Raw genomic sequence first — 23,457 nt, 5'->3', positions numbered from 1 at the left:
CTGAGACCTGTGTTCGACAGCATCGGATGGGTAGAGATCCTCATCATCGTCGTCGCGGGTCTCTTCGTCCTGGGGCCCGAACGCCTGCCGTCCGCCGCGGCCTGGCTCGGCAAGACGGTGCGCCAGGTCCGTGAGTACGCGACGGGCGCGCGCGAACAGCTCAAGCAGGAGATGGGGCCGGAGTTCGAGCAGCTCCGCAAGCCCCTCGAGGACCTGCGGGAGCTGCGCAACTTCGACCCGAAGCGCGCGGTCACCAAGCACCTGTTCGACGACCCGGAGCCCAAGTCGAACGGCTATCCGACGCCGGCCACGCCGTCCGCGCCCGAGCAGCGGCCGCTCGCACCTGGCGAGCGCCCGCCGTACGACCCGGACGCGACCTGAGCGGACGAGTGGCCGGGCAGGTCGCATGGCACCTTGTCCGGACGTCTACGTGCGGTTACCGCACCTGGACCGGCTTCGACTGGAGAGCTTCCTCGACGCCCACGTGACGAGCTGGCGGGAGTCGGCCGCGTGGTTGTCGGAGAACGCCTCCGACATCCTGCGAGCTGGTCTTTCCGGCTCTCCGTCCGGCGAGACGCTGTACGCCTCGCCGTCCAGCGGAGTCCGCGACACCGGCCTGAGCTTCGTGATGCTCGCGTTCCCCCGGGACTCGGGTGTCGTCCTGGGCGTGTCGGTCGACCTCGAACCGGATGAAGACGCAGCGATGACGATGGCCGAGAAGTGGTTGGTCCGGCTGATGCGTGAACTGGGCGCTCCGCAGGGATTCGTGCAGGCCGAAGAGCCGCCACCGTTGACAGAGGCCGAGTGGCAGGTCGAGATGGCGCGCGCCCTGAGTTCGCGATCCGGCTCCTAGCGACCCGCGGGGGAGACGTTGAGCAGACGACCCGCCAGGCCGCGCGACTTCACGGTCAGCTTCTTGGCGACGTCCGCCAGCACCTGAGCCGCTGCCGCCTCCGGCACCGCCTTGACGATGGGCGTGCCCGTGTCGCCGTTCTCCCGCAGCCGCGGGTCGAGCGGCACCTGGCCGAGCAGCGGCACCTCGGACCCGATGGTCTTGGACAGCGACTCCGCGACGGCCGCGCCGCCGCCGGAACCGAAGACCTCCATGCGCGAGCCGTCGGGCATCTCCATCCACGACATGTTCTCGATGACGCCCGCGACCCGCTGACGGGTCTGCAGGGCGATCGACCCGGCCCGCTCGGCCACCTCGGCGGCGGCCTGCTGCGGCGTCGTCACGACCAGGATCTCGGCGTTCGGCACCAGCTGCGCCACCGAGATCGCCACGTCACCGGTGCCCGGCGGCAGGTCGAGCAGCAGCACGTCCAGGTCACCCCAGAACACGTCCGCGAGGAACTGCTGCAACGCGCGGTGGAGCATCGGCCCGCGCCACACCACGGGCGTGTTGCCCGGCGTGAACATGCCGATGGAGATGACCTTCACGCCGTGCGACTGCGGCGGCATGATCATCTTCTCGACCTGCGTGGGACGACCGTCGACGCCCAGCATGCGCGGGATCGAGTGGCCGTAGATGTCCGCGTCGACGATGCCGACCGACAACCCGCGCTCGGCCATCGCCACGGCCAGATTGACCGTGACCGACGACTTGCCGACGCCGCCCTTGCCGGACGCGACGCAGTACACGCGCGTCAGCGAGCCGGGCTGGGCGAACGGGATGACCGGCTCCTCGGCGCCACCGCGCAGCGTCTTGCGCAGCTCGGTGCGCTGGGCGTCGCTCATGACGTCGAGGTCGACCCTGACCGAGGTGACGCCGTCGAGCGCCTGCACGGCACCGGTGACGTCCTTGGTGATCTTGTCCCGCATCGGGCAGCCCGCGACCGTCAGGTACACCCCGACGACCACGGCACCGTCCGCGCCCACCTCGACGTCCTTGACCATGCCGATCTCGGTGATCGGACGGCGGATTTCGGGGTCCTGCACACCGGCGAGCGCCTTGCGGACGTCCTCGACGGTGGGGAGGGGCTGCGTGGTGGTCACCCAGCCATGCTACGTCCGGTTCGCCCGTGTCCTACCGGCCGGTCACTTGAGAGCACAGGCCCAGGTCGTAGCGGTGTCGGAGCTGTCCGTAACATCGACGTCCGTGCCGGAATCGGGTAGTTCCCGGTTGCCCACCCGTGTCGAGCTAGGGGTGTGGCGATCGTTCCTCCGCGCGCATGCACGGATCACGAGGGTCCTCGAGGCCGAACTGATTGCTGAGCAGCGCCTATCGCTCGCGGCGTACGACGTGCTGGTTCAACTGGCCGAGTCGCCTTCCATGCGCATGCGCATGACAGAACTGGCCGACGCCGTCCTGCTGTCCCGATCCGGCGTGACCCGCCTGGTGGACCGCCTGGAACGCGCCGGCCTGGTCGGTCGGGAACGCGCTGACGGTGATGGACGCGGCATCGTGGCCGTGCTCACACCGCTCGGCGCGGAACGTCTGCGCAGCGCGTCCGCGACCCACCTCGCGGGCGTCGCCGAACACTTCGGGGAGAGCTTCGGGCCTGGTGAGCTCGAGGCCTTCGGCCGCACGTGCGACCGCCTGGCAGCGGACGACGTGTATCCGTGATCACCGTGGTGGGACTTGTGCACGTCGAGGCTGGCCGCCTCCTCGTTGTGCGCGCACGCAACAAGAAGGCCTTCTACCTCCCCGGCGGCAAGATCGAACCGGGTGAGTCCCCCGCCGACGCCCTGCGCAGGGAGGTCAGGGAGGAGCTCGGGATCGAGCTGGAGCAGCCGTCGGTGCTGAAGCGCTACGTCGCACCCGCCTACGGGGAGGGCGAGGGCGCGATGGTCGACATGACGTGCTTCACGGCTGATCTGCTGGGCACGCCGCAGCCCACGAGCGAGATCGCCGAACTGACCTACGTGACGCGCGACGAGTACCGGTCGCACGCCGAGACGGCACCCGCGATCCACGAGGTTCTGTCAGATCTGGTCGAGAGCGGACAGATCAGCGTGTGACGCCGGGCACAACCGTCACTGCCGGACCTTCCGGACGTTGTTCTGCTCCCTCACCAGCTTCTCCAGCTCACCCCGGATGAAGTCCCGCGTCGCCACCTCGCCCACCGCCAGCCGCAAGGCCGCGAGCTCACGGGCCAGGAACTCGGTGTCCGCCTTGGTCTGCGCCGCCCGCGCGCGGTCCTCCTCCAGCGACACCCGGTCCCGGTCGTCCTGCCGGTTCTGCGCCAGCAGGATCAACGGCGCGGCGTAAGCGGCCTGCGTCGAGAACGCCAGGTTCAGCAGGATGAACGGGTACGGGTCCCATTGCAGGGTCACGGCGAACAGGTTCAACGCGATCCAGGCGACCACGAGCAGCGTCTGCCAGAACAGGAACTTGCCCGTGCCGAGGAAGCGCGCGAGCCGTTCGGAGAACTGACCGAACGCGTCGGGGTCGATCGACAGGCGGAAGCCGCGTGGCTCACGAGGCTGGTCGAGCCGGCGCCGCGGCAGCAGTTCAGGCATGGCTCAGTCCCGTCTCGCGCCAGTTGTCCGGCAGCAGGTGGTCCAGCACGTCGTCGACGGTCACCGCGCCGAGCAGGTGCTCGTCGTCGTCGGTGACCGGTGCGCACACCAGGTTGTAGGTGGCGAAGTAGCGGGTGACGTCGCTCAGCGAGGCCGATGGCGGCAGCCGCACCAGTGAGGAGTCGAGCACGCCCGCGACCAGGTCGAACGGCGGCTCGCGCAGCAGTCGCTGGATGTGGACGCAGCCGAGATAGCGGCCGGTCGGTGTCGCGGACGGGGACCGGCACACGAAGACCATCGACGCCAGCGCCGGTGTCAGGTCGGGATTTCGCACCCGTGCCAACGCTTCCGCGATCGTCGCGTCCGGCGTGAGGATGATCGGTTCCGGCGTCATCAGACCGCCGGCGGTGTCGAACGAGTACTCGAGCAGCCGCCTGACCGGTTCGGACTCCTCCGGCTCCATCAGCTCGAGCAGCCTGTCCTTGGTGCCCTCGGACAGCTCGCCGAGCAGGTCGGCCGCGTCGTCCGGGTTCATCGCCTCCAGGATGTCCGCGGCGCGTTCCTCGTCCAGGTGCGACAGGATGTCCTTCTGGTCCTCTTCGGACAGTTCTTCGATGACGTCGGCGAGCCGTTCGTCGTCCAGCGCGTCCGCGACCTCGTGGCGGCGTTTGGGCGGAAGTTCGTGCAGCGCGTGCGCCACGTCCGCCGCGCGCATGCCCTCGAACACCGCGACGAGTTGCTGGGCGCCCTGCGGCTGGCCAGCGATCTCGTTGACGCTCAGGCCACCGACGTCCTCCCACCGGAACACCTGCGTGGGGCCCTTGAAGCCGAACCTGCCGGTGCGTTGGCGGACGGCCACCTTGACCACCCGCCAGTCGCGGGTGCGGGTGAGCTCCATCGCGGCGTCCACCACGATCGCCGTGCCGCCGTCGGCGAGCTGGATCTTGGCGTCGAGCAGCTCGCCGATCACCATCACCTCGTTGACGCGCTGGTGGAACGGCCGCAGGTTCACCGACCCCGTCGCGAGCGTGACGGCGTTCGGCTCGATCGAGGTGAGCCGCAGCATCGGCACGAAGATGCGCCGGCGCGTCACCAGTTCCACGACCATGCCGAGCACGCGCGGCGGCTGGCGGTCGATCCGGAGACTGATCACGACGTCGCGGGCCCTGCCGATCGGTTCGCCGTCGGGACCGAAGACGGGAAGCCCGGCCAGCTGAGCGATGTAAACCCGGTTCACAGCCACCACATGACCAGGCTAGATCAGGTTCTGACCGCCCACCCGGCGATCTCGGCGCAGTTCTCCGCTACGTCCCCCAAATCCTCTTCCAGCGCCCAGATCCAGTTCGCGACCGCGCGGTACAGCGTCCAGTCGCGTGCCTTCGCCACGTCCAGCTCGCCCGCGTCGCACAGCGCCAGGAACCGGCCGGTCAGCCCCTTCCGGCCGTCCATCTCGTCAAACCTGTTCCACAGCAACGGAATCATGCAGTACTCGGGATCGCCGGACAGCGGCTTCGGGTCGATCATCAGCCACGGTTCGCGGTCGCCGCGCAGCACGTTCTCGTAGTGCAGGTCCTCGTTCACGAGGGTGGTGCCCATCGGCCTGCTGTCGGCAACATCACGTGCCGCGTCGAGCAGCTTGCGGGGGATCGCCGGGTGATCGGCCAGCTCACCGGAGAACCGGCGGATCTCGCCGGGCGCCTGGATCGCGCGGTGGCGGCGCAGCAGCTCGCCGATCACGGCGACCGCCAGCTCGATCGGCTCGTCGTCGAGCGAGTGCGGGTACAGCCTTTCCAGCAACAACGCGCCGAGCTCCTCGTCGAAGCCGAGCAGCTGCACGGCGCCGTTGCCGTCGTAGAGCCGGAGTGCGAGCGGTTCGTGCTTCGTCTCCTCGTCGATCCAGGTCAGCTTGAGCACGGCGGGGTGCCCGTCCGCCCGGCGAACCGGGAGGACGACCGCGCAGAACCCGTTCATCAGCGCGCCGTCCGGGGTGAGCCGCCACCGCGCGCACGCCTTGGTGGCGAGCGCCGGCAGTTTCGCGACCCATTCCGGGGCGCCTTCGCCGAGACCCGCGCCGAAGCCGTCCGGAATGGTGATCATGCGCTGAACTCCAGGCGGTACACGGCTTCCCAGTCCGGCTTGGTGTTGAGTCTGGCCGTTCTGAGTGCCTGCGCCGTCTCCTCGTCGGGCTCGGTCAGGTGCGCGGTGGCGGTGGCGTCGATGAGGTGCGAGTGCGTGCTGGGGGAGCGCACGGTGACGGTGACCTGCGACTGGTCCGCGAGACCCGGCACCTCCTGCTCGGTACCGCCGGTGATGACCCAGAGCGCGTCGTCACGCCAGTGCGCGTGCACGAGGCGGGGTTCGTGGCCGGGTGAGGTGATCCACACGGCGGCCGCCTTTCGCAGCGCAGCGTCCAGGATTCGAGTGATCTCCACCGGTTCAGCCTGCCAGGGTTTGTGAAACGGGACTCAGCGAATATGCGCTCGGAAGCGGTGCGTGCCACTGTGGCCCACACAGTTACCGGCCGGTACGAGGAGGTACTCCAGTGGTCGACCAGCAGCGTCCCCGTCGCTCGTGTCTGGCGGTCCCCGGCTCGAGCCAGAAGATGATCGACAAGGCGCGCACGCTGCCGGCGGACCAGGTGTTCCTGGACCTGGAAGACGCCTGCGCCCCGCTGGCCAAGCCCGACGCCCGCAAGACCATCGTCGCGTCGCTCAACGAGGGCGGCTGGGGCAACAAGGCCCGCGTCGTGCGCGTGAACGACTGGACGACGGAGTGGACCTACCGCGACGTCACCGAGGTCGTCGAGGGCGCGGGAGCGAACCTCGACTGCATCATGCTGCCGAAGGTGCAGACGCCCGAGCAGATCGTCGCTCTGGACTTCCTGATCACCCAGATCGAGAAGACGATGGGCTACGAGGTCGGCAAGATCGGCATCGAGGCCCAGATCGAGAACGCCCTCGGCCTGGTGAACGTCGACGCGATCGCCACCGCGTCCCCGCGCGTCGAGACGATCATCTTCGGCCCCGCGGACTTCATGGCGTCCATCAACATGAAGTCCCTGGTCGTCGGTGAGCAGCCGCCCGGCTACGACGTCGGCGACGCCTACCACTACATCCTGATGCGGATCCTGATGGCCGCGCGGGCCCACGACAAGCAGGCCATCGACGGCCCCTACCTGCAGATCCGCGACGTCGAGGGCTACAAGCGCGTCGCCGGTCGCTCCGCGGCGCTGGGCTTCGACGGCAAGTGGGTGCTGCACCCCGGCCAGATCGACGCGGCCAACGAGGTCTTCAGCCCGAAGCAGGACGACTACGACCATGCCGAGAACATCCTCGACGCGTACGCCTACTTCACGTCGGAGGCGGGCGGTAAGCGCGGTGCGGTGATGCTCGGCGACGAGATGATCGACGAGGCGTCGCGGAAGATGGCGCTCGTGATCTCCGGCAAGGGGCGGGCGGCCGGGATGTCGCGCTCGAACGTCTGGACTCCGCCGGAGGACTGAGACGCCGGTTTCCGTTACGGATTGTGCGCTACTTCACCCGAACTATTACTGGACGTGTTCGACCGTCACAGGTTGCATTCAAAATGGGTGAGGTGACGCACAATCCGTCACCGAAGTTTGCGATCTGCCCCGGGGTGAGGTGCATGCTCGGGGCATGTCACGTTCGAATAACGGCAAGGCGGGCAGACGGTTGCGGCTCTTCAAGCGCCGCGAAGACGACCTGCTCGAGCGCAGCTTCCGCAGCTGCCCGGGATGCGATGCCGACGTCCACGTGTTCGCCGACGTCTGCCGCCACTGCGGTGGCGCACTGGAGATCGCCCTCGCGGGCTGAGTTCTCCGCTAACGGATGCCCTGGTTGGCCGCCGCGATGATCGCGATGATGACGATCGCCAGGTAGAGCACCCAGCCGGCGATGACGACGTAACCGACGATCAGGCCCGCGAGCGCCAGGCCGCGGCCGTCCTCCTCGCCTCGCCTGATCTTCCCCATCGCGATGTGGCCGAAGATGACGCCGACGATGGCCGTCACGCCACAGGTCACGAAACCCACGCAGGACAGCACGAGTGCGAGGATCGCGTTCGTCTGCTGCTTGGGCGGGGGCGGCGGGTAGCCGTAGCCGTACATGGGCTGCTGGCCGTGCATCGGCTGGCCGTAGGGCTGGCCCGGTTGCTGGCCGTACGGGTCGCCCGGCTGCTTCGGGTTGTACGGGTCGTACGTCATCGCTGCTCCCCCTCGAAGTGGTGAGCCGGGATCTTAAGGTCCATCGGCGCAGTTCGTCGTACGTGGGGTGCGCGATTCCGCCAGTCAGGGATGCTGTCTCGGTACAGCGGGCGTGACTGTGTTGCGGAGAGCACAACGCGGTCGCAAACGGGCGTTAACCGGTCCATACTCGCCGGTAACTCAAGCGTTGGAAGGGAAGTGCGATGGCGCGCCTCGCCCAGACCGCGGGTCTCACGGACATCCAGGAAGAAATCCTCGCGACCGTCCGCACGTTCGTGGACAAGGAGATCATTCCCCACGCCCAGACGCTGGAGCACGGCGACACGTACCCCGCCGACATCGTCGAGGGCATGAAGGAGATGGGCCTCTTCGGCCTGACGATCCCGGAGGAGTACGGCGGCCTGGGTGAGTCCCTGCTGACCTACGCGCTGGTCGTCGAGCAGATCGCGCGCGGCTGGATGAGCGTCTCCGGTGTCATCAACACGCACTTCATCGTGGCGCACATGCTCAAGCAGCACGGCACACCAGAGCAGAAGCAGAAGTACCTGCCGCGCATGGCCACGGGCGAGGTGCGCGGCTCGTTCTCCATGTCCGAGCCCGAGCTCGGCTCCGACGTGGCGGCGATCCGCACCCGCGCGGTGAAGGGCGAGTCCGGCTACACGATCAACGGCCAGAAGATGTGGCTGACCAACGGTGGCACGTCGAACCTGACCGCGGTCCTGGTGAAGACCGACGAGGGCGCCGAGAAGCCGCACCAGAACCTGACGACGTTCCTGGTGGAGAAGCCCGAGGGCTACGGAGAGGTCCTGCCGGGCCTCACGATCCCCGGCAAGATCGACAAGATGGGCTACAAGGGCGTCGACACCACGGAGATGGTGTTCGACGGCTTCGAGATCGCCGCCGACCAGATCCTGGGCGGCGTCTCCGGCCAGGGCTTCCGCCACATGATGGACGGCGTCGAGGTGGGCCGCGTGAACGTGGCCGCCCGCGCGTGCGGCATCGCGATCCGCGCGTTCGAGCTCGCCATCGACTACGCCCAGCAGCGCAAGACGTTCGGCAAGGCCATCGCCGAGCACCAGGCCATCGCCTTCAAGCTCGCCGAGATGGCCACCAAGGTCGAGGCGGCCCACCTGATGATGGTGAACGCCGCTCGTCTGAAGGATTCGGGTCAGCGCAACGACGTCGAGGCCGGCATGGCCAAGCTCATCGCGTCCGAATACTGCGCCGAGGTGACGCAGGAGGCCTTCCGCATCCACGGCGGCTACGGCTACTCCAAGGAGTACGAGATCGAGCGCCTGATGCGCGAGGCCCCGTTCCTGCTGATCGGCGAGGGCACCTCGGAGATCCAGAAGACGATCATCTCTCGCGGCCTGCTGCGCGAGTACCAGTCGCGCGGCTAGGCGTTGGTCCGTTAGGGGTCATTCTTTCACGAGACTGGCCCCTAACGATTTTTGCTTGGGAGCCATAGGGTTCGCTCACTTTGAGCACAGATCTGACGCTTCCGAGACCTGTGTCGCCGCCACACGTCGTCCGCCTGGAGCTGGACACGTTCTCCGGCGTCGACCGCCCCGCCCTGGCCAGGTGGTTCGAAGCCCTCTTCACCGACCTGCTCGTGCCTCTGTGCCCGGCCTCGCTGCAGGAGCTCGTGTCGGTGGCCCGCGGTTACCGGCCATCGGATACAACGCCTTGGGGCCCACCGGGTTACGCCCGCCTGCTGCTCTCTTCGGGTGACTTCACCCTTCCGTCGTGGCAGGCGGCTCTAACGGAGCTGCCGTCGTTCCTGCGAGTGCAGCTCGTCCAGCTCGACTCCCAGGGACTGCCCCTGGTGGACGGTGGCTGGTGCGCGGAAATCCTGCTGAAGGACGACCCGGCGTTTCCGCACCAGGTCGTGGTCACCGCCTCCCGCTCGTTGTTCGGCGGCTGGATTTCCCATGCCGTGCAACAGGAATGGCTGACGATGTTCCGCTCGGGAGCGTCGCTGGTACGGGCATCGGGTGGTTGGATCACGCTGGACCACGTCGGAGTGCGAACCGCACATGAGGTCGCCGTGGGAGTGGGGCTCGACGAATCTCTCTTCATGGCAGCGGAGTTGGCTCGTGGTGCGCACTGGGCGACGTTGCTCGGCCCGCGTCAAGTCGCTGCTTTGGGTGGTGTGCAACAGGTTTGCGCCACCGCGCCGTGCTACTCGGTCGAGGATCTCGGCGGCGGGCGGATTCTGCTGCAGCTCACCGAGCACCTCGACGAGGTGCCACCGGACGCGCTGCAGAAGTTGACCGAGTTTCTCGGGCCCGTGCTGCACTGACCCTGCCAACTCCGATCATCGGTGGGACCCTGTCGTCCGTGAGGCCATCACCGAAAACCGACGTGCTCGTAGCCGTGGACACCGCCCTGCGCTCAACGGGCTTCGTTCGCCGCGGCCACGTCTGGCTCCAGGACCGGGGTGACGGCGTCTCCGGCTGGCTCGGTTTCGGCGTGGCGGGCTCACTCGACCTCACGCCGCTGGCCGGTGTCTGCTTCCGCCGCTACGACGAGGTGTGCCGCGCGCTCGGCGTCGGAATCCCCGGAACGCCCGTGGTGTCCGCGCCACTGGGTCACCTGATGGGTGACAAGCCCGTCTGGCGCTGGACGTTCGAGCCGGGCGGCGACCATGCGGCGGTAGCGTCGTCGCTGGTGAGTGCCTTCGTGAAGCACGGCGTGCCGTACATCGACAAGTACGCCAAGTGGGACGCGCTGGCCGAGGAGCTCGTCGCGAAGCCGGAGTCACTGCTCGACTTCGAACGCGCCAGGAAGCTCGCGATCGTGCACGTGCTCAACGGCAACACCGGCGCGGCGGGTGACGTCCTGAAGCGCGAATGCGAGCGAGTGGCCGACAGCGCGGACGTCTACGCACGGTCTCACCGCGCGTTCGCGCACCGCTTCTCACTCGTGTTTGCGGCCAAAGGATGACGGTCGCATACGTCGAACGTTGTTCTAATTGCATGCTTCTCCACCTATCTGCACTGGCGCGGATGTTCTCTCCGGCGTTGGAGGGCATATCGACAGTTGTGAAAAGGTAGCCGGGCTGTCTGCGGGCATCGGTCGCCTGTCTGGACAATCCGGTATCTGCCGCACCTGTGACCAAGTCCGTGCCGAACAACCTGAACGACAAATCAAGTCGGCAACATCAGGCAGAGCACTACGAGCTCCTGGTCTCATGCGAGAGATCGCCTGGCTGCGGTGACTGTGGGCGTGCGCCCGTAGTAGCCTCGGCCGGCTCTCGCCGCTGACACCGGCAAGCGGTTCCGGGACCTGTTCCGGTTGAAGGAGATGGAATGCAGGTTCTGCGAGGCGACGCGACCCGCGAGCTGGAATTGCGGGGTACCGGGGTACCGCCGCGGAATTGACCGAGTTGGCCGGTTTGTTGACCTCCGGCTCCGGATCTGTGGCTCTCGACCATGTTGCCGAACCGTCACCTCACGATCGGAGCCTGTCGAGCATCACCGTCGTTCTAACGTCGGGCCCGATTGCAATAACGTGTGCTGCGGGTTCTGGCGAGCTGTACATCCGAGGAGGCTCTCCTCAGCTCGATCTGCTGGCTGCGAACGTGCAGGGATTCGCAGAGGGCTGGGACGGGGACGACATGAGTCATCTGCACATCGACTACTTCCCCGGGCACGACTGTCTGGACGAGTCGTCAGAGCCGTCGGTCCTGGGGATCGCCGGCTGACGTCGAGGCACCTGGCACCGGGAAGCCGACCGCGCCCAGGCGGCAGATCCCGGCAAAACACCCGTAGGCGTCTGAGCACACCGCACCCCGCACTGGCAGGATGGAACGATCAGCGCGTCCGACAGAGGTGGTCCCTGTGACGAGTCCGTTCGCCAACCCGAACCGGCCCGGCGTCCCTCCCCGCCTGCCCACCCCGCCGACGGGGTGGCCGATCGGTTCGTACGCCACGTACGAGGAAGCTCAGCGCGCGGTCGACTTCCTTGCCCTGGAAGACTTCCCGGTGCAGGACGTCACCATCGTCGGTGTCGACCTGATGCTCGTGGAACGGGTCACGGGCAAGCTGACCTGGGGGCGTGTGCTGGCGACAGGAGCGGCGTCGGGTGCCTGGTTCGGTCTCTTCGTCGGCCTCCTGCTGACCCTCTTCAGCCCGGAACCGGGAGTGACGGTGGGGCCGGTGCTGACCGGTCTGATCACCGGTGTGTTCTTCGGGCTCGTGTTCGCGGCGGTCGGGTACGGGTCGGCGCGCGGCAAGCGGGACTTCCAGTCGGCGAGTCAGCTGGTGGCTGGGCGGTATGACGTCCTGTGTCATCCGAAATCGGCGGAAAAAGGCCGTGACCTGCTCGCGAAGCTGGCGATGCGACCTGCGGGTCCCGGTAACTGAGACTGAGAGAGGCCGATTGGTTCTGAATCGTTGCCCCCGCTGGTTGCGGCTCCTGATCACCGGGCCTAGGTTCGGTTGACCGGTCCGCCCGGTGCGGCCGGTGGCACGACGAGGTGCCGGGCGCAGCGGTCTGGCTCCTCCGTGTAGTCGGGAAGGAGGCAGGGCCGATGGGTGCGACACGGCGCTATCGACTCGCCGTCGGGGCAGGGGCCGCATTGCTCGCGGCAACAACGCTCACTGCGTGCGGGTCGGGCGGCGGCGGCATCACCGTCAACGTCTACAAATACCCCCAAGAGAACTTCCAGGCCATCGTCGACAGCTGCAACGCGAAGGCCGGTGGGCGCTACAACATCGTCTACAACAAGCTGCCGCGTGAGGCGGACGGCCAGCGTGAGCAGATGGTGCGCAGACTCGCGGCCGAGGACGACAGCATGGACGTCCTCGGGCTCGACGTGACCTGGACCGCGGAACTGGCGAAGGCCGGCTGGATCAAGGAGTTCACCGGCTCGGTCAAGTCGCAGGTGGAGAGCGGCACGCTGAAGACGCCGCTGGACACGGCTACGTACGAGGGCAAGCTCTACGGGGCTCCGGACAACACCAACGTCCAGCTCCTCTGGTACCGCTCCGACCTCGTGGCCACGCCCCCGAAGACGTGGGACGAGATGATCTCCATGGCCGAGGCGCTGGTGGCGGAAGGGAAGCCCGGCCAGATCGTGGGGCAGGGGAAGCAGTACGAGGGGCTCGTCGTGCTGTACAACACCCTCGTAAATTCCAACGGCGGCACCATCCTCGATGAGAACGGCACCAAGGCCATCATCGACGACAAGGCCGTGCAAGCGTTGGCGGCGTTGAAGAAGCTGGCCACGTCGAAGGCGATCGACCCGTCGTTCTCCAACGCGGCCGAGGACAACGCGCGCCTCGCCATGGAGGGCGGCAACGCGGCGTTCCAGCTCAACTGGCCGTACGTCTACGCGGCGGCGCAGAAGAAGCCGGACTTCGCGAAGAACTTCAAGTGGGCGCCGTACCCCGCGCTCAGCGGTGAGGAAGCGAAGGTCACCGTCGGCGGCATCAACTACGCCGTCAGCAACTACACCACGCATCCGGACGAGTCGTTCGACGCGGTGTTGTGCTTGCGCAGCGCGGAAAGCCAGAAGCTCGCCGCGCTCAAGGACGGCGTGCCGCCGACCATCGAGGCCGTCTACGACGAACCCGAGATGGCCGAGGCGTACCCGATGCGTGACGACATCAAGGAGACGCTCAGGAACGCGAGTGTGCGGCCGCGCACGCCCGCCTACCAGAACGTCTCGACGGTCATCTCCACGATCCTGTCGCCGCCGGCGAGCATCGACCCGCAGGCGACCGCGGATCGGCTGCGCAAGGAACTGCAGGACGCGCTCGATTCCAAGGGGGTGCTGCCGTGAGTCAGACGACCGCGGAGAAAACCGGGACAGCGCCGGAAGAACCCGTTGCCCCCAAGAAGAAAGTCGCGCTGAGCGAAGGCAAGAGGGCCGAGCGCAGGCTCGGCTGGCTGCTGTGCGCTCCCGCCGCGATCACCATGGTCGCGGTCACCGGGTGGCCGATCCTCTACTCGATCCTGTTGTCGATGCAGCGGTTCGACCTGAAGTTCCCCGACCGCACCGAGTGGATCTGGTTCGACAACTACGTCACGGTGCTCAGCAACCCGTACTGGTGGAACGCTGTGTGGGTGACGGTGTTGCTCACCGTTGTCACGGTCGCGATCGAACTCGTGCTCGGCATGGCGCTCGCGCTGATCATGCACCGGGCGCTGGTCGGTCGCGGCATCGTCAGGACGACGACGCTGATCCCGTACGGCATCGTCACGGTCGTGGCCGCGTTCTCCTGGCGCTTCGCCTGGACACCCGGCACCGGCTATCTCGCGGAGGCGCTCGGTGGCGAGCCCGTGCTCACGGAGAAGATCCCGGCGCTGATGGTCGTGGGTCTGGCGGAGATCTGGAAGACCACGCCGTTCATGGCCCTGCTGCTGATGGCAGGCCTCGCGCTCGTGCCGGACGACCTGCTCAAGGCCGCCGCGATGGACGGCGCGAGCGCGTGGCAGCGGTTCATCAAGATCACCGTGCCGATCATGAAGCCGGCGATCCTGGTGGCACTGCTGTTCCGCACGCTGGACGCGTTCCGCATCTTCGACAACCTCTTCGTGCTCACCGCGGGTTCGCAGGGCACGTCGTCGGTGTCGATGCTGACCTACAACAACCTCATCAAGGGCTTGAACCTCGGCATCGGATCCACGATGTCCGTGCTGATCTTCATCATGGTGGCGATCATCGCGTTCGTGTTCATCAAGCTCTTCGGGACCGCTGCCCCCGGCAGCGACGACGGGGGGAAGCGCTGATGGCAGGCATCGGAGGAGCGGAGACCACCGGCAAGAAGGTCGGCTGGGGCCTGCTCAACGCGGTCGTCGTGATCTACGCGCTGTTCCCGGTGCTGTGGATCGTGTCGTTGTCGTTCAAGTCGTCCGCGACGCTGGCGGACGGCAACTTCATCCCGCGCGAATGGAGTCTGGAGAACTACCAGAACATCTTTTCGACGTCCGAGTTCACGCGGGCGCTGATCAACTCGATCGGCATCGCGATCATCGCGACCGCGATCGCCGTGGTGTTCGGCACGATGGCCGCCTACGCCATCGCCAGGCTGGACTTCCCCGGCAAGAACCTGCTGGTCGGCGTCTCGCTGCTGATCGCGATGTTCCCGCAGGTCTCGCTGGTGTCCCCGTTGTTCGAGATCGAGCGCTCGCTCGGCCTCTTCGACACGTGGCCCGGCCTGATCCTGCCGTACATCACGTTCGCGCTGCCGCTCGCGATCTACACCCTGTCGGCGTTCTTCCGCGAGATCCCCTGGGAGCTCGAGAAGGCGGCGAAGATGGACGGCGCAACGCCGGGGCAGGCGTTCCGCCGCGTCATCGCGCCGCTGGCCGCGCCGGGTGTGTTCACGACGGCGATCCTGGTGTTCATCTTCTGCTGGAACGACTTCCTGTTCGCGATCTCGCTCACCTCGACCGAGCAGTCGCGGACCGTGCCGGTGGCGCTGTCGTTCTTCACCGGCAGTTCGCAGTTCGAGGACCCGGCCGGGTCGATCGCGGCGGCCGCCGTCGTGATCACCATCCCGATCATCCTCTTCGTGTTGTTCTTCCAGCGCCGCATCGTCGCGGGCCTGACCTCCGGCGCCGTCAAGGGGTGAGCTGACAAATGGCAGAGATCGTTCTGGACAAGGTGAGCAAGAGGTACCCCGACGGCGCGCTCGCCGTGCAGGAGGTCGACCTCGAGATCGCCGACGGCGAGTTCATCATCCTGGTCGGACCGTCCGGCTGCGGGAAGTCCACCACCCTCAACATGATCGCGGGCCTGGAGGACATCACCGACGGGGAGCTGCGCATCGCCGGGCAGCGTGTCAACGAGAAGGCGCCCAAGGACCGCGACATCGCGATGGTGTTCCAGTCCTATGCGCTTTATCCGCACATGACGGTGAAGGAGAACATGGCCTTCCCGTTGCGGCTGGCCAAGGTCGACAACGCGACGGTCGAGAAGAAGGTGCGCGAGGCGGCCGAGATCCTCGACCTCACGCAACACCTCGACCGCAAGCCGTCCAACCTGTCCGGTGGACAGCGGCAGCGCGTGGCGATGGGGCGCGCGATCGTGCGCAACCCCAAGGCGTTCCTCATGGACGAACCACTGTCCAATCTGGACGCGAAGCTGCGCGTGCAGATGCGCACCTCTGTGTCGCGCCTGCAGAAGCAGCTCGGCACGACCACCGTCTACGTGACGCACGACCAGACCGAGGCGATGACCCTCGGCGACCGGGTCGTGGTCATGCGCGGCGGTGTCGTGCAGCAGATCGGCGCGCCGCAGTTCCTCTACGACCACCCGGCCAACCTCTTCGTCGCGGGCTTCATCGGCTCGCCGTCGATGAACTTCGTGCCGGCGTCGCTGGAGAACGGCTCGCTGCGATCGGTCCTCGGCGACTGCACGCTGACGGACCGGGTGCGGCAGCTGGTGGAGGGTGCCGACGCGCCCCGCGAGGTGATCATGGGCATCCGCCCTGAGCACTTCGAGGACGCGGAACTGGTCGAGGCGACGGCGCTGGCGTCGGGCGGCAGGTTCACCTCGCAGGTGGACGTGCTGGAGTCGATGGGCTCGGACAAGTACGCCTACTTCACCCTCACCGGTGAGCAGGCGGCGTCGGCCGAGCTGCAGGAACTGGCGGCGGACGTGGGATCGGACGACGTGCCGGGTGAAGGCATCTCGCTCGTGACGCGGCTGTCGTCGTCGTCCGGCGCGGTGGAGGGAGCCCCGGCGGACATCTGGTTCGACGCGGACAAGGTCCAGCTGTTCGACCCGTCCACCGGCAGGAACCTGACTTACACGGAACGGTGAATTCTCGTTTTTGAGGCCGCCTTCCCCGCGCGGGAAGGCGGCCTCTTTTTGTCACTCTTTCGGGTTAGGTCCAAAGCCCCGGGTTCCGAGGGACTGATTAGTGCGGGCCATCTGCCGGGCCGAACTCGCTTCGCCATTGGGCGCTCGGCAACGACGTCTCATCGAAACATGTTCTTCACGGCTTCGGTTGGTCCGCACGCTTGTCGAAGGCGGGTACAGGACCACAGGGGGGTTCCGGGGAACCGCCGCCGAGTGAAAGAGAGCGTGCAATGGGGATCCTGGACGGAAAAGCGGTCGTCATCACGGGGGCGGGCCGAGGGCTCGGCGAGGCCTACGCGATGCACGCGGCCCTCGCCGGCGCGTCGGTCGTGGTCAACGACAACGATGGTGACCTGGCCGAACGGGTCGCGGAGCACATCCGCGGCTACGGAGGCCGTGCAGTGGCCTCCACTCACACGGTCGCGGATCCGAGCGAGGCGGCCAAGATAGTCGACCTCTGCGTCGACGAATTCGGCCGCGTCGACGGCCTCGTGAACAACGCCGGGCTGAACTACGAGACCGCCCCGTGGGAAGACGATCCCGAGACGATCAGGCAGGTCGTCGAGGTGAACGTCCTCGGCGTCATCTATGTCGGAATCGCGGCGATGCGGGCGATGCGCACGTCCGGCGGCGGTTCCATCATCAACATTTCTTCCGGTGCCTCCTTCGGTCAGCGCAAACTGGCGACCTATTCGGCGACCAAGGGCGCCGTGGCGTCGTTGAGCTACTCGTGGGCGCTCGACCTGGAAGCAGAAGGCATCCGCGTTAACGCGGTGTGCCCGGTCGCGCACACGCGGATGGTGTGGAAGTCGGAGCGCTCGCTGCGTGCCATTCCTGCCGACCGGACGCCGGGCAAGGTCGCGCCGCTGGTGCTGTTCCTGCTCTCGGACCGCGCCGAGGGCATCACCGGGCAGGTCATCCGCTGCAACGGGCGTCAGCTCCACATCGTGGGGCAGCCGTACTTCAAGCAGCCGATTCTGGAGAGCGACAACTGGGACACCGCTTCGGTGGAGCGGGCGTTCACGGGCGTGCTGCAGGCCCACCTCGAACCGTACGGGTTGGAGAAGAGGATGCCTCCCCGGCTCCGTGCGCTGGTGGAGCCCTCGCAGACCGCCTGATCCCGCAGGGTGGATAGAAGTGTTGCCAGATCGCATCAACCTGGCGACACTTCTATCCATGGGTGCTTTGGAGGCGTTGCCGGACACGTTCACCACGGGCCTGGCGAGCACGGCTGGCCTGCACTTTCGCGACCTCTACCGCCTTCGCGACGAGGGGGACCTGCTGGAGCTTTCCAGGGGTGTCTTCCGCAAGGCGGACGCGCCGGCTCCGACGTGGCCGGATCTGCTGGCGGTGTCGGTGCGTGCGCCGCGCGCAGTCGTGTGCTGTTTGTCGGCAGCCGAGGTCCACGATCTCACCGACGAGATTCCTCGAGAGATCCAGATCGCGGTTTCGCGTGTGAGGCGGCCGCCTCGCATCGAGTACCCGCCAACCGAGGTTTTCCGCTTCAACGCCGCGACCTTCGACCTCGGGCTCACCGAGGTCGAGGCGGCGCCAGGTGAGAACGTGCGCATCTACGACCCGGAAAGGACAGTCGTCGACCTCATGAGGTTGAGAGGCCGGCTCGGTGAGCCGCTGGCACTGTCGGCGCTCCGCCGCTACCTGCTCCGGCGTGGCGCACGGCCGGGGCAGGTGCTCGCGCTCGCTCGAGAGCTCAACGTTTTCGGAGCCGTGCGCACCGCCGTGGACGCGGTGATCGCAGAGTGAGCCGACCGACCAAGACCACGCCGGGTGGCCGCGCCTACCTGGACCTGCAGAACCGGGCGCGTCGTGAGCGGCGTTCCACTCAGGAACTGCAGACGCTGTACGTGTTGGAGCGATGGCTCGCGCGTCTGGCCGCATCCCCTCATGCGGGTCAGTTCGTGTTGAAGGGAGGCATGCTCCTCGCCGTGTTCGACGCGCGACGGCCGACCGCCGACGCGGACCTGCTCGCTCGGAACCTCGCGAACGACGAGGAGAGCGTCATCGCGCGGGTCGTGGACGTGGCCCGTGTCGAACTGGATCCCGAGGACGGCGTGGTGTTCCTGGTCGACACAGCAACGGCACAGTCGATTCGCGACGACGACCTCTACGCGGGTGTTCGGATCACCATGAGTTGCCGCATCTCCACCGCGAGCGTGAAGCTGAAGCTGGACATCAACTTCGGCGACCCGGTGACCCCGGCACCTCGGCTTCTCGATCTGCCGTCGCAGCGGCCGGGAATCGCGCCGGTCCCCGTGCTCGGTTACCCGATCGAGACGGTTCTGGCGGAGAAGACCAGCACGGCCATCGCGCTTCGAGAGGCGAACACGAGGGTTCGTGACTACGTGGATCTCTACACGTTGACCGGCAGACAAGCCGTGTCGTACGAGTCAGTCCGGTCGGCTCTGCATGCGACGACCCATCACCGTGGCGTTGAAATACGGCCGCTTTCCGCCGTGGTCGGTGAACTCGCGGAGATGCGTCAACAGGCTTATTCGGCGTTCAAGAAGCGTCTCGGACCGGACGCCGGCCATCTGCCCGACAGCTTCGGGGATGTCGTGGCCGCTGTGGTCGAGTTCGTCGATCCGCTGACCGCTGGAGACCCTCGAGGGGCCTGGAATCCCGACGCCCGCAAGTGGGTCTGATCGTTCACCTCCACGCCGGGTACGCCGGCGCGACCTCCGCATAGCGCTCGCTCCAGTTGGGCAGCGCCTCGCCGTTCAGATGGGCCCCCATCCGGTCGAGGAAGGCGTGCGTGCCGGGGACGAAGCCCAGTGCGTTGCGTTCGGACAGGCCGCGGTGCGTGAAGGTCAGCAGGGTCGCGCCGCCGTCGCTTTCGAGCTCGTAGCGCACCACGCTGTCCTCCACGATCCGTTGCTGCCACTCGTGTTCGAAGACGGCGTGACCGTCTTCCGGTGGCTGCCAGGTCAGGATGCGGCCGATGACGCGCTTGGCCTCCGGGGGTGCGGGCGGGTCTTCCGGCTCGATGACGATCCGGCCGTCTCCGATCTGCGTCGTGCCGAGCCAGGCTTTGCGTTCGGCGGGGTCGGTGATCGCGGCCCAGACGCGGTCGATCGGGAACGGCAGCCTGCGCTGGAAGGTGAGGATCGCGTGGTCGCCGTCGAGGGACACGGTGCCGTAGTCGTTCATCGGTTCTCCAGGTGCTGTTCCAGTGCGTCGAGGTGGTTGCGCCAGTAGCGGCGGTACGGCGTGATCCAGTCGTCGATGCGTTGCAGGCCATCGGGTTTCAGTGCGTAGATGCGGCGCTGGCCGTCTGGCCTCACCTCGACCAGGCCCACCTCGCGCAGCACGCGGAGGTGGCGGGACACGGCGGGCTGGGTCAGCGTCGGCAGGCTGTCGACGAGCTCGCCCGCGGTGCGGTCGCGTTCGGCGAGCAGGCCCAGCAGGTGCCGCCGGTTCGGTTCGGCCACGGCCTCGAAAACGTCCACGGTGTAGTTTATAACTTCTTGCGTATATAAGCACAAGCGTATTTATTATCTGGTGGCGTTTTCGCACGTCACACGGATGGCTGCCGAAATTGTCAGACCCTGCTGTCACCATCGGGACATGGCTGAGCGCAAACCCAGAGTCACCGACTGGCGACTCGTCGTGCAGTCCCGGTTGGACCGGGTCCGCGCGGATCTGGCTGCGCTCGGCCCGTCGGATCCGGTGGATCCCGAGGGCGATGTGTGGCGGCGCACCGCCGAGGAGCAGGCGGCGGTGGTCGACGCGATGCTCAGCGATCGGGAGCCGTGGTGGCGGATGGTGCCGTCGTGGTGGTCCGGTTGGTACATCGAACGGGCCTGGCGCGCCCTGCACGAGGCCGAGGTGGCGACGATCTCGGCGGAGCGCGGTTTTCTGGGGCGGTTGCCGGGGTTGCGGGCTCGGGTGTCGCAGTACCTGGACGAGGACGATCCTCGGCGCCGGGCTCTGGAAGCGTTGCGGCCGGGGGAGTTCGCGCCCGCGGTCGAGCGCGCGATCGTGGTGGACGCGCTGCGGGCCGCCTACGACAACTCGGATTTCGCCCACGCCGGCTCGCGGGCGTTGCGCAACAAGCTGATCGCGGCGTCGCTGGTGCTGTTCGTGATCAACACGGTGCTGGGCGTCGTCGGCATCGTGAAGCCCGGGATCATCCCGCTGTGCGTCGACCCGAAGGAGAACGCGCTGCCGACGGTGTGTCCAGGCGGCACGACCAAGGCGACCGCTGTGGACGTGTGGCTGGTGCAGGTGCTCGGCTCGTTCGGCGCGGTGCTGGCCGCGGTGGTGCTGCTCTTACGCCGCCGGCCATCGCTCTCGCCGTACGTGATGATCGGGTATCAGGCGCTGATCAAGATCATGCTCGGTGCGGCACTGGCGGTGGTCGGGATCCTCGCCCTGGGAGCGGGTGTCACGAGCGGGCTGATCGGCATCCCGTCGGCCGCGGCGCTGCTGCTGTGGGCGGTCATCTTCGGTTACGCACAACAGATCGGCACCCGACTGCTCGACAAGTACACGGACGAGGTGCTGGACCAGGCCCGGCCCCTGCCCGACGCGGACGGCCCGCGGGTGGCGCCGCGGTGAGCGTCCCTGTAAGCGTCACCGGCCGCGTCGCCGCTCGGGTGCGCAAGGACTTCCGCGCGGAAGAGGCCGGCCAGGCACTGCGGGAGCTCGCGACGGCCGAGACCGGCAACCAGGACGTCGAACGCGTGCACGCCGCCGTGGTGCTGGCCGCGGACGGCGACCTGGGGCGGCTGCGGCAGGCGGTCCGGCTCAGCCACACGGACTGGCGTGACGTGCTCATGGGCACCGGCCTGGAGCACGGCGGCTGGCCCGAGGTGCTGGAGCGCGAGTTCGGGCCGGTCAGCTGACGGTGCGCCGATAGCTGATCAGCTCGGCCGTGTCGGCGTACCGGGTGAAGCCCGCCTTCTCCAGCACGCGGGCGGAAGCCGGGTTGGTGGGCTCGACGCTGGCGTGCACGGTGTGCACCTCTTCCAGCGACAGTGCGAACGAAGTCAGTGCGGCGGTCGCTTCCGAGGCGTAGCCGAGTCCCTGGCGTGACGGCACCACGCCGTAACCGATCTCCACCCGACCGTCGGAAGGAGGCCAGAACAGGCCGAGAGATCCCACAACTTCAGACGTCGCCCGCTCGATGATCAGGCGGTGCCCGAACGGCGAGAGCCACTCCGGGTTCGACGCGATGACGCCCGCGATCACCGTGTCGCCCTCGGCCGGGAAGTCGGCAGCCCAGGACGGTTGCCGTACACCCTCCACCACGGCGTTGACGTCGGAGGTATCCCAGGGACGCAGGATCAGGCGTTCGGAAACAAGATCAGTCACGTGGGCACGCTAGCGACGGCCTCGGCCGGCTCGCGAGCGAGTTTGCGCGCCTGGCGAACTCGCGAACCGTGGCCGTGACAGGAGCCCGCGCTAACCGCGCTGAGCGCGGCCGTGCGAGCGGTTCTCCTCGCGCACGGCGTTGATCACGTCGGCGTCCCACCGGTGCGTGCGGATCAGCCGGTACCGCTCGGCGGCCACCCACATGTAGGCCTCGGTCTCCGTCCGGTCGCCGATCATGTCGGCCTGCCGCAGCATCGCGACGACCGGCTTGTACTCCTCGGCGTACCAGCGCCGGGCGATCTCCGCCCGGTCGAGGAACTCGCCGGTGTCCTGCATCAGCCGGAAGCCCCAGGCCTCGACGTGCTCACCGAGCTCGGCGTAGTCCCACGGGTCGGACAGGACCACGGCGGCACGGGACTCGCCGGTCAGCGGCACGCGCTCCAGGAACAGCCGCCGGTAGTCCTTCACGATCAGGTCGCCGCGGAACCGGATGCCCGCCGCGTTGATCCGGGTGATCACCTGCGTCACGTAGGCGTCGATCACCGTCAGCCCGAGGGCGTGCGCCACGGACACCCGGTGGTGGCCGTCGATGATGAAGTGCAGCTCACCGATCCGGTACACCTCGATCGGCGGCACGTTCTCGCCGCGGCGCGCGGCCAGCGCCAGACGCTGCCACCGCTCACGGACGCGTCCGGAGGTCGGGCGGAAGCGGCGGTCGAAGTCGCGGGTGCGGTCGACGCTGCCCACGATCGAGTCGAGGCGGATCGACTGCAGGCCCAGACGCTTCTCGGACACGATGCCCAGGGCGTCCACGACCTCGTGGAACGGCAGCATGATGTTCACGTCGTCCGGCTCGCGGCGCAGCCAGGCCGCGAGGCGCGACATCACCTGCCGGCGGCGGGCCCGGAGGAAGTCGTTCTCGGCGTCGGCCACGGGAAAACCGGTGTCACGTCTCATCGCGAGCTCCCGAAACGTCCAGCACCTTGTATCCGACCACGTTCACCACGCGGGTGGTTCCGAGCTGACGGTCCGGCCGGGGCACCCCGTGCGGGTGGATGTGGCCGTGCAGCAGGAACGGCGGCTGCAACCGCGAGACCAGCCCGTGCAGACAGGAGAAGCCCCGGTGCGGAGCGTCCGGTTCGTCGCCGCAGTCCAACGGCGGTGAGTGGGTCAGCAGCACGTCCACGCCACGTCCGTCCCGCAGCCTGCGCCACCCGGCCAGCCGGGACACCCGGCGGGCGCGGCGGGCCTGCTGCCGTTCCGTCCACTGGTTCGGGCCCTTGTTGTAGCGGATCGAACCACCCAGACCGGCGATCCGCAGGCCGGCGACGTCGACCACGCGTTCGTCCGCGTTCACCGCACCGGCTGGACCTGGCCAGCGCACCGGGACGCCCGCCTTGGTCCACAGACCGCGCACGTTCGAGTAGCCGGAGAGGTCGACGTCGTGGTTGCCGGGGACGAACACCAGGGGCTTGTCCAGCGCGTTGACCAGGAACTCCAGGTAGTCGAAGGGCAGGTCGCCCGCAGCGAGGATCAGGTCCACCTCGTGCTGGTGCACCTGATCAGTCCACAGCTGTTCGACGATCTCATCCGCCACCGCGAGCACCCGAACCATTCCAGCAGC

Annotated in this window: 31 protein-coding genes; 20 read left to right on the top strand and 11 right to left on the bottom strand. The window is 67.5% G+C overall.

Going from position 1 to position 23,457, the window contains the following annotated elements; all coding sequences use genetic code 11:
* Positions 1–9: 9 nt before the first annotated feature.
* Both tatB and C8D87_RS26385 read left to right on the top strand, forming a co-directional pair.
* Positions 10–381, top strand: a complete 372-nt coding sequence (gene tatB / locus C8D87_RS26390; RefSeq protein ID WP_109632443.1) for a Sec-independent protein translocase protein TatB — start codon at positions 10–12, stop codon at positions 379–381.
* Positions 382–406: 25 nt separating this feature from the next.
* Complete coding sequence (locus tag C8D87_RS26385; protein ID WP_112228786.1) at positions 407–853, top strand: hypothetical protein; 447 nt, start codon at positions 407–409, stop codon at positions 851–853.
* Here the strand turns inward: C8D87_RS26385 and C8D87_RS26380 are convergent.
* Positions 850–1,995: an Mrp/NBP35 family ATP-binding protein gene (locus C8D87_RS26380; protein WP_109632447.1), complete on the bottom strand. Its 1,146-nt coding sequence runs from the start codon at positions 1,993–1,995 to the stop codon at positions 850–852. The two genes, C8D87_RS26385 and C8D87_RS26380, sit on opposite strands and share 4 nt — an antisense overlap.
* Positions 1,996–2,068: 73 nt before the next feature.
* Between C8D87_RS26380 and C8D87_RS26375 the strand changes: the two genes are divergently transcribed.
* Both C8D87_RS26375 and C8D87_RS26370 read left to right on the top strand, forming a co-directional pair.
* Complete coding sequence (locus C8D87_RS26375; RefSeq protein WP_233439214.1) at positions 2,069–2,566, top strand: MarR family winged helix-turn-helix transcriptional regulator; 498 nt, start codon at positions 2,069–2,071, stop codon at positions 2,564–2,566.
* The gene (locus C8D87_RS26370; RefSeq protein WP_109632449.1) at positions 2,563–2,961 is read left to right on the top strand and encodes an NUDIX hydrolase; all 399 of its coding nucleotides are present in this window, start codon (positions 2,563–2,565) and stop codon (positions 2,959–2,961) included. The genes C8D87_RS26375 and C8D87_RS26370 overlap by 4 nt, the downstream gene beginning before the upstream one ends.
* 15 nt (positions 2,962–2,976) lie before the next feature.
* On the opposite strand, the gene C8D87_RS26365 is transcribed toward C8D87_RS26370, so the two are convergent.
* Genes C8D87_RS26365 through C8D87_RS26350 form a run of 4 tightly spaced genes read right to left on the bottom strand, consistent with a single transcriptional unit; the run spans position 2,977 to position 5,894 of the window.
* On the bottom strand, positions 2,977–3,462 hold the full coding sequence (locus tag C8D87_RS26365) for a DUF1003 domain-containing protein (protein WP_109632451.1): 486 nt from the start codon (positions 3,460–3,462) through the stop codon (positions 2,977–2,979).
* On the bottom strand, positions 3,455–4,708 hold the full coding sequence (locus tag C8D87_RS26360) for a magnesium transporter MgtE N-terminal domain-containing protein (RefSeq protein WP_109632453.1): 1,254 nt from the start codon (positions 4,706–4,708) through the stop codon (positions 3,455–3,457). The genes C8D87_RS26365 and C8D87_RS26360 overlap by 8 nt, the downstream gene beginning before the upstream one ends.
* A 14-nt stretch (positions 4,709–4,722) precedes the next feature.
* The gene (locus tag C8D87_RS26355) at positions 4,723–5,559 is read right to left on the bottom strand and encodes an aminoglycoside phosphotransferase family protein (RefSeq protein ID WP_112228785.1); all 837 of its coding nucleotides are present in this window, start codon (positions 5,557–5,559) and stop codon (positions 4,723–4,725) included.
* Positions 5,556–5,894 carry a hypothetical protein gene (locus C8D87_RS26350; protein WP_233439215.1) on the bottom strand — a complete coding sequence of 113 codons (339 nt, stop codon included), beginning with the start codon at positions 5,892–5,894 and terminating at the stop codon, positions 5,556–5,558. Before C8D87_RS26350 ends, C8D87_RS26355 begins: the two co-directional genes overlap by 4 nt.
* A gap of 110 nt (positions 5,895–6,004) precedes the next feature.
* On the opposite strand from C8D87_RS26350, the gene C8D87_RS26345 reads away from it, so the two are divergent.
* Complete coding sequence (locus C8D87_RS26345) at positions 6,005–6,964, top strand: HpcH/HpaI aldolase/citrate lyase family protein (protein ID WP_109632457.1); 960 nt, start codon at positions 6,005–6,007, stop codon at positions 6,962–6,964.
* Positions 6,965–7,118: 154 nt separating this feature from the next.
* The gene (locus tag C8D87_RS46190; protein ID WP_170154753.1) at positions 7,119–7,295 is read left to right on the top strand and encodes a hypothetical protein; all 177 of its coding nucleotides are present in this window, start codon (positions 7,119–7,121) and stop codon (positions 7,293–7,295) included.
* Between the two features lie 8 nt (positions 7,296–7,303).
* On the opposite strand, the gene C8D87_RS26340 is transcribed toward C8D87_RS46190, so the two are convergent.
* Positions 7,304–7,684 carry a DUF4190 domain-containing protein gene (locus C8D87_RS26340; RefSeq protein WP_109632459.1) on the bottom strand — a complete coding sequence of 127 codons (381 nt, stop codon included), beginning with the start codon at positions 7,682–7,684 and terminating at the stop codon, positions 7,304–7,306.
* Positions 7,685–7,887: 203 nt separating this feature from the next.
* Between C8D87_RS26340 and C8D87_RS26335 the strand changes: the two genes are divergently transcribed.
* From C8D87_RS26335 to C8D87_RS26285, 12 genes are all read left to right on the top strand, one after another.
* Entirely contained in the window at positions 7,888–9,084 is a 1,197-nt protein-coding gene (locus C8D87_RS26335) for an acyl-CoA dehydrogenase family protein (RefSeq protein WP_109632461.1), read from the top strand.
* A 110-nt stretch (positions 9,085–9,194) separates the two neighbouring features.
* Complete coding sequence (locus C8D87_RS26330; protein WP_112228784.1) at positions 9,195–9,986, top strand: hypothetical protein; 792 nt, start codon at positions 9,195–9,197, stop codon at positions 9,984–9,986.
* A gap of 38 nt (positions 9,987–10,024) precedes the next feature.
* Positions 10,025–10,630: a hypothetical protein gene (locus C8D87_RS26325; protein ID WP_146771878.1), complete on the top strand. Its 606-nt coding sequence runs from the start codon at positions 10,025–10,027 to the stop codon at positions 10,628–10,630.
* Between the two features lie 475 nt (positions 10,631–11,105).
* Complete coding sequence (locus tag C8D87_RS49415) at positions 11,106–11,390, top strand: Imm32 family immunity protein (RefSeq protein WP_459178198.1); 285 nt, start codon at positions 11,106–11,108, stop codon at positions 11,388–11,390.
* A gap of 100 nt (positions 11,391–11,490) precedes the next feature.
* Entirely contained in the window at positions 11,491–12,051 is a 561-nt protein-coding gene (locus tag C8D87_RS26320) for a YflT domain-containing protein (RefSeq protein WP_170166596.1), read from the top strand.
* 167 nt (positions 12,052–12,218) lie between these two features.
* The gene (locus tag C8D87_RS26315; RefSeq protein WP_109632470.1) at positions 12,219–13,472 is read left to right on the top strand and encodes an ABC transporter substrate-binding protein; all 1,254 of its coding nucleotides are present in this window, start codon (positions 12,219–12,221) and stop codon (positions 13,470–13,472) included.
* Positions 13,469–14,422, top strand: coding sequence for a carbohydrate ABC transporter permease (locus C8D87_RS26310; RefSeq protein ID WP_109632472.1), 954 nt, complete (start codon positions 13,469–13,471; stop codon positions 14,420–14,422). Before C8D87_RS26315 ends, C8D87_RS26310 begins: the two co-directional genes overlap by 4 nt.
* Positions 14,422–15,267: a carbohydrate ABC transporter permease gene (locus tag C8D87_RS26305; RefSeq protein WP_109632474.1), complete on the top strand. Its 846-nt coding sequence runs from the start codon at positions 14,422–14,424 to the stop codon at positions 15,265–15,267. Before C8D87_RS26310 ends, C8D87_RS26305 begins: the two co-directional genes overlap by 1 nt.
* An 8-nt stretch (positions 15,268–15,275) precedes the next feature.
* Positions 15,276–16,460 (top strand): ABC transporter ATP-binding protein, encoded by a 1,185-nt coding sequence (locus C8D87_RS26300; protein ID WP_112228781.1) that lies wholly within the window; start codon positions 15,276–15,278, stop codon positions 16,458–16,460.
* Between the two features lie 269 nt (positions 16,461–16,729).
* Complete coding sequence (locus tag C8D87_RS26295) at positions 16,730–17,617, top strand: SDR family NAD(P)-dependent oxidoreductase (protein WP_109632479.1); 888 nt, start codon at positions 16,730–16,732, stop codon at positions 17,615–17,617.
* A gap of 19 nt (positions 17,618–17,636) precedes the next feature.
* Positions 17,637–18,263, top strand: a complete 627-nt coding sequence (locus C8D87_RS26290) for a type IV toxin-antitoxin system AbiEi family antitoxin domain-containing protein (RefSeq protein WP_215732496.1) — start codon at positions 17,637–17,639, stop codon at positions 18,261–18,263.
* Positions 18,260–19,162 carry a nucleotidyl transferase AbiEii/AbiGii toxin family protein gene (locus C8D87_RS26285; protein ID WP_112228779.1) on the top strand — a complete coding sequence of 301 codons (903 nt, stop codon included), beginning with the start codon at positions 18,260–18,262 and terminating at the stop codon, positions 19,160–19,162. Before C8D87_RS26290 ends, C8D87_RS26285 begins: the two co-directional genes overlap by 4 nt.
* 4 nt (positions 19,163–19,166) lie before the next feature.
* Here the strand turns inward: C8D87_RS26285 and C8D87_RS26280 are convergent, their stop codons facing one another.
* Positions 19,167–19,667, bottom strand: coding sequence for an SRPBCC domain-containing protein (locus tag C8D87_RS26280; RefSeq protein WP_109632486.1), 501 nt, complete (start codon positions 19,665–19,667; stop codon positions 19,167–19,169).
* Positions 19,664–19,966, bottom strand: coding sequence for an ArsR/SmtB family transcription factor (locus tag C8D87_RS26275; protein ID WP_109632488.1), 303 nt, complete (start codon positions 19,964–19,966; stop codon positions 19,664–19,666). Before C8D87_RS26275 ends, C8D87_RS26280 begins: the two co-directional genes overlap by 4 nt.
* A gap of 118 nt (positions 19,967–20,084) precedes the next feature.
* Between C8D87_RS26275 and C8D87_RS26270 the strand changes: the two genes are divergently transcribed.
* Both C8D87_RS26270 and C8D87_RS26265 read left to right on the top strand, forming a co-directional pair.
* Complete coding sequence (locus tag C8D87_RS26270; RefSeq protein ID WP_109632489.1) at positions 20,085–21,077, top strand: hypothetical protein; 993 nt, start codon at positions 20,085–20,087, stop codon at positions 21,075–21,077.
* Positions 21,074–21,364 carry a hypothetical protein gene (locus tag C8D87_RS26265; protein WP_146231416.1) on the top strand — a complete coding sequence of 97 codons (291 nt, stop codon included), beginning with the start codon at positions 21,074–21,076 and terminating at the stop codon, positions 21,362–21,364. The genes C8D87_RS26270 and C8D87_RS26265 overlap by 4 nt, the downstream gene beginning before the upstream one ends.
* On the opposite strand, the gene C8D87_RS26260 is transcribed toward C8D87_RS26265, so the two are convergent.
* The 3 genes from C8D87_RS26260 to C8D87_RS26250 all read right to left on the bottom strand — a co-directional run bounded on the left by C8D87_RS26260 (position 21,357) and on the right by C8D87_RS26250 (position 23,448).
* Entirely contained in the window at positions 21,357–21,833 is a 477-nt protein-coding gene (locus tag C8D87_RS26260) for a GNAT family N-acetyltransferase (protein ID WP_112228778.1), read from the bottom strand. The two genes, C8D87_RS26265 and C8D87_RS26260, sit on opposite strands and share 8 nt — an antisense overlap.
* 90 nt (positions 21,834–21,923) lie before the next feature.
* Positions 21,924–22,790, bottom strand: coding sequence for a ParB N-terminal domain-containing protein (locus C8D87_RS26255; RefSeq protein WP_109632495.1), 867 nt, complete (start codon positions 22,788–22,790; stop codon positions 21,924–21,926).
* Positions 22,780–23,448, bottom strand: a complete 669-nt coding sequence (locus C8D87_RS26250) for a metallophosphoesterase family protein (RefSeq protein WP_109632497.1) — start codon at positions 23,446–23,448, stop codon at positions 22,780–22,782. Before C8D87_RS26250 ends, C8D87_RS26255 begins: the two co-directional genes overlap by 11 nt.
* Between the last annotated feature and the right edge of the window lie 9 nt (positions 23,449–23,457).

Source organism: Lentzea atacamensis (assembly GCF_003269295.1).
Classification (GTDB): domain Bacteria; phylum Actinomycetota; class Actinomycetes; order Mycobacteriales; family Pseudonocardiaceae; genus Lentzea; species Lentzea atacamensis.
This window is presented reverse-complemented; position numbering and strand designations above follow the sequence as displayed.

Coding starts and splice junctions, on each gene's coding strand:
- C8D87_RS26255 (WP_109632495.1), bottom strand. CDS start 22,790: ATGAGACGTGACACCGGTTTTCCCGTGGCCGACGCCGAGAACGACTTC.
- C8D87_RS26320 (WP_170166596.1), top strand. CDS start 11,491: ATGGAACGATCAGCGCGTCCGACAGAGGTGGTCCCTGTGACGAGTCCG.
- C8D87_RS26305 (WP_109632474.1), top strand. CDS start 14,422: ATGGCAGGCATCGGAGGAGCGGAGACCACCGGCAAGAAGGTCGGCTGG.
- C8D87_RS26270 (WP_109632489.1), top strand. CDS start 20,085: ATGGCTGAGCGCAAACCCAGAGTCACCGACTGGCGACTCGTCGTGCAG.
- C8D87_RS26250 (WP_109632497.1), bottom strand. CDS start 23,448: ATGGTTCGGGTGCTCGCGGTGGCGGATGAGATCGTCGAACAGCTGTGG.
- C8D87_RS26335 (WP_109632461.1), top strand. CDS start 7,888: ATGGCGCGCCTCGCCCAGACCGCGGGTCTCACGGACATCCAGGAAGAA.
- C8D87_RS26295 (WP_109632479.1), top strand. CDS start 16,730: ATGGGGATCCTGGACGGAAAAGCGGTCGTCATCACGGGGGCGGGCCGA.
- C8D87_RS26385 (WP_112228786.1), top strand. CDS start 407: ATGGCACCTTGTCCGGACGTCTACGTGCGGTTACCGCACCTGGACCGG.
- C8D87_RS26300 (WP_112228781.1), top strand. CDS start 15,276: ATGGCAGAGATCGTTCTGGACAAGGTGAGCAAGAGGTACCCCGACGGC.
- C8D87_RS26355 (WP_112228785.1), bottom strand. CDS start 5,559: ATGATCACCATTCCGGACGGCTTCGGCGCGGGTCTCGGCGAAGGCGCC.
- C8D87_RS26340 (WP_109632459.1), bottom strand. CDS start 7,684: ATGACGTACGACCCGTACAACCCGAAGCAGCCGGGCGACCCGTACGGC.
- C8D87_RS46190 (WP_170154753.1), top strand. CDS start 7,119: ATGTCACGTTCGAATAACGGCAAGGCGGGCAGACGGTTGCGGCTCTTC.
- C8D87_RS26280 (WP_109632486.1), bottom strand. CDS start 19,667: ATGAACGACTACGGCACCGTGTCCCTCGACGGCGACCACGCGATCCTC.
- C8D87_RS26365 (WP_109632451.1), bottom strand. CDS start 3,462: ATGCCTGAACTGCTGCCGCGGCGCCGGCTCGACCAGCCTCGTGAGCCA.
- C8D87_RS26315 (WP_109632470.1), top strand. CDS start 12,219: ATGGGTGCGACACGGCGCTATCGACTCGCCGTCGGGGCAGGGGCCGCA.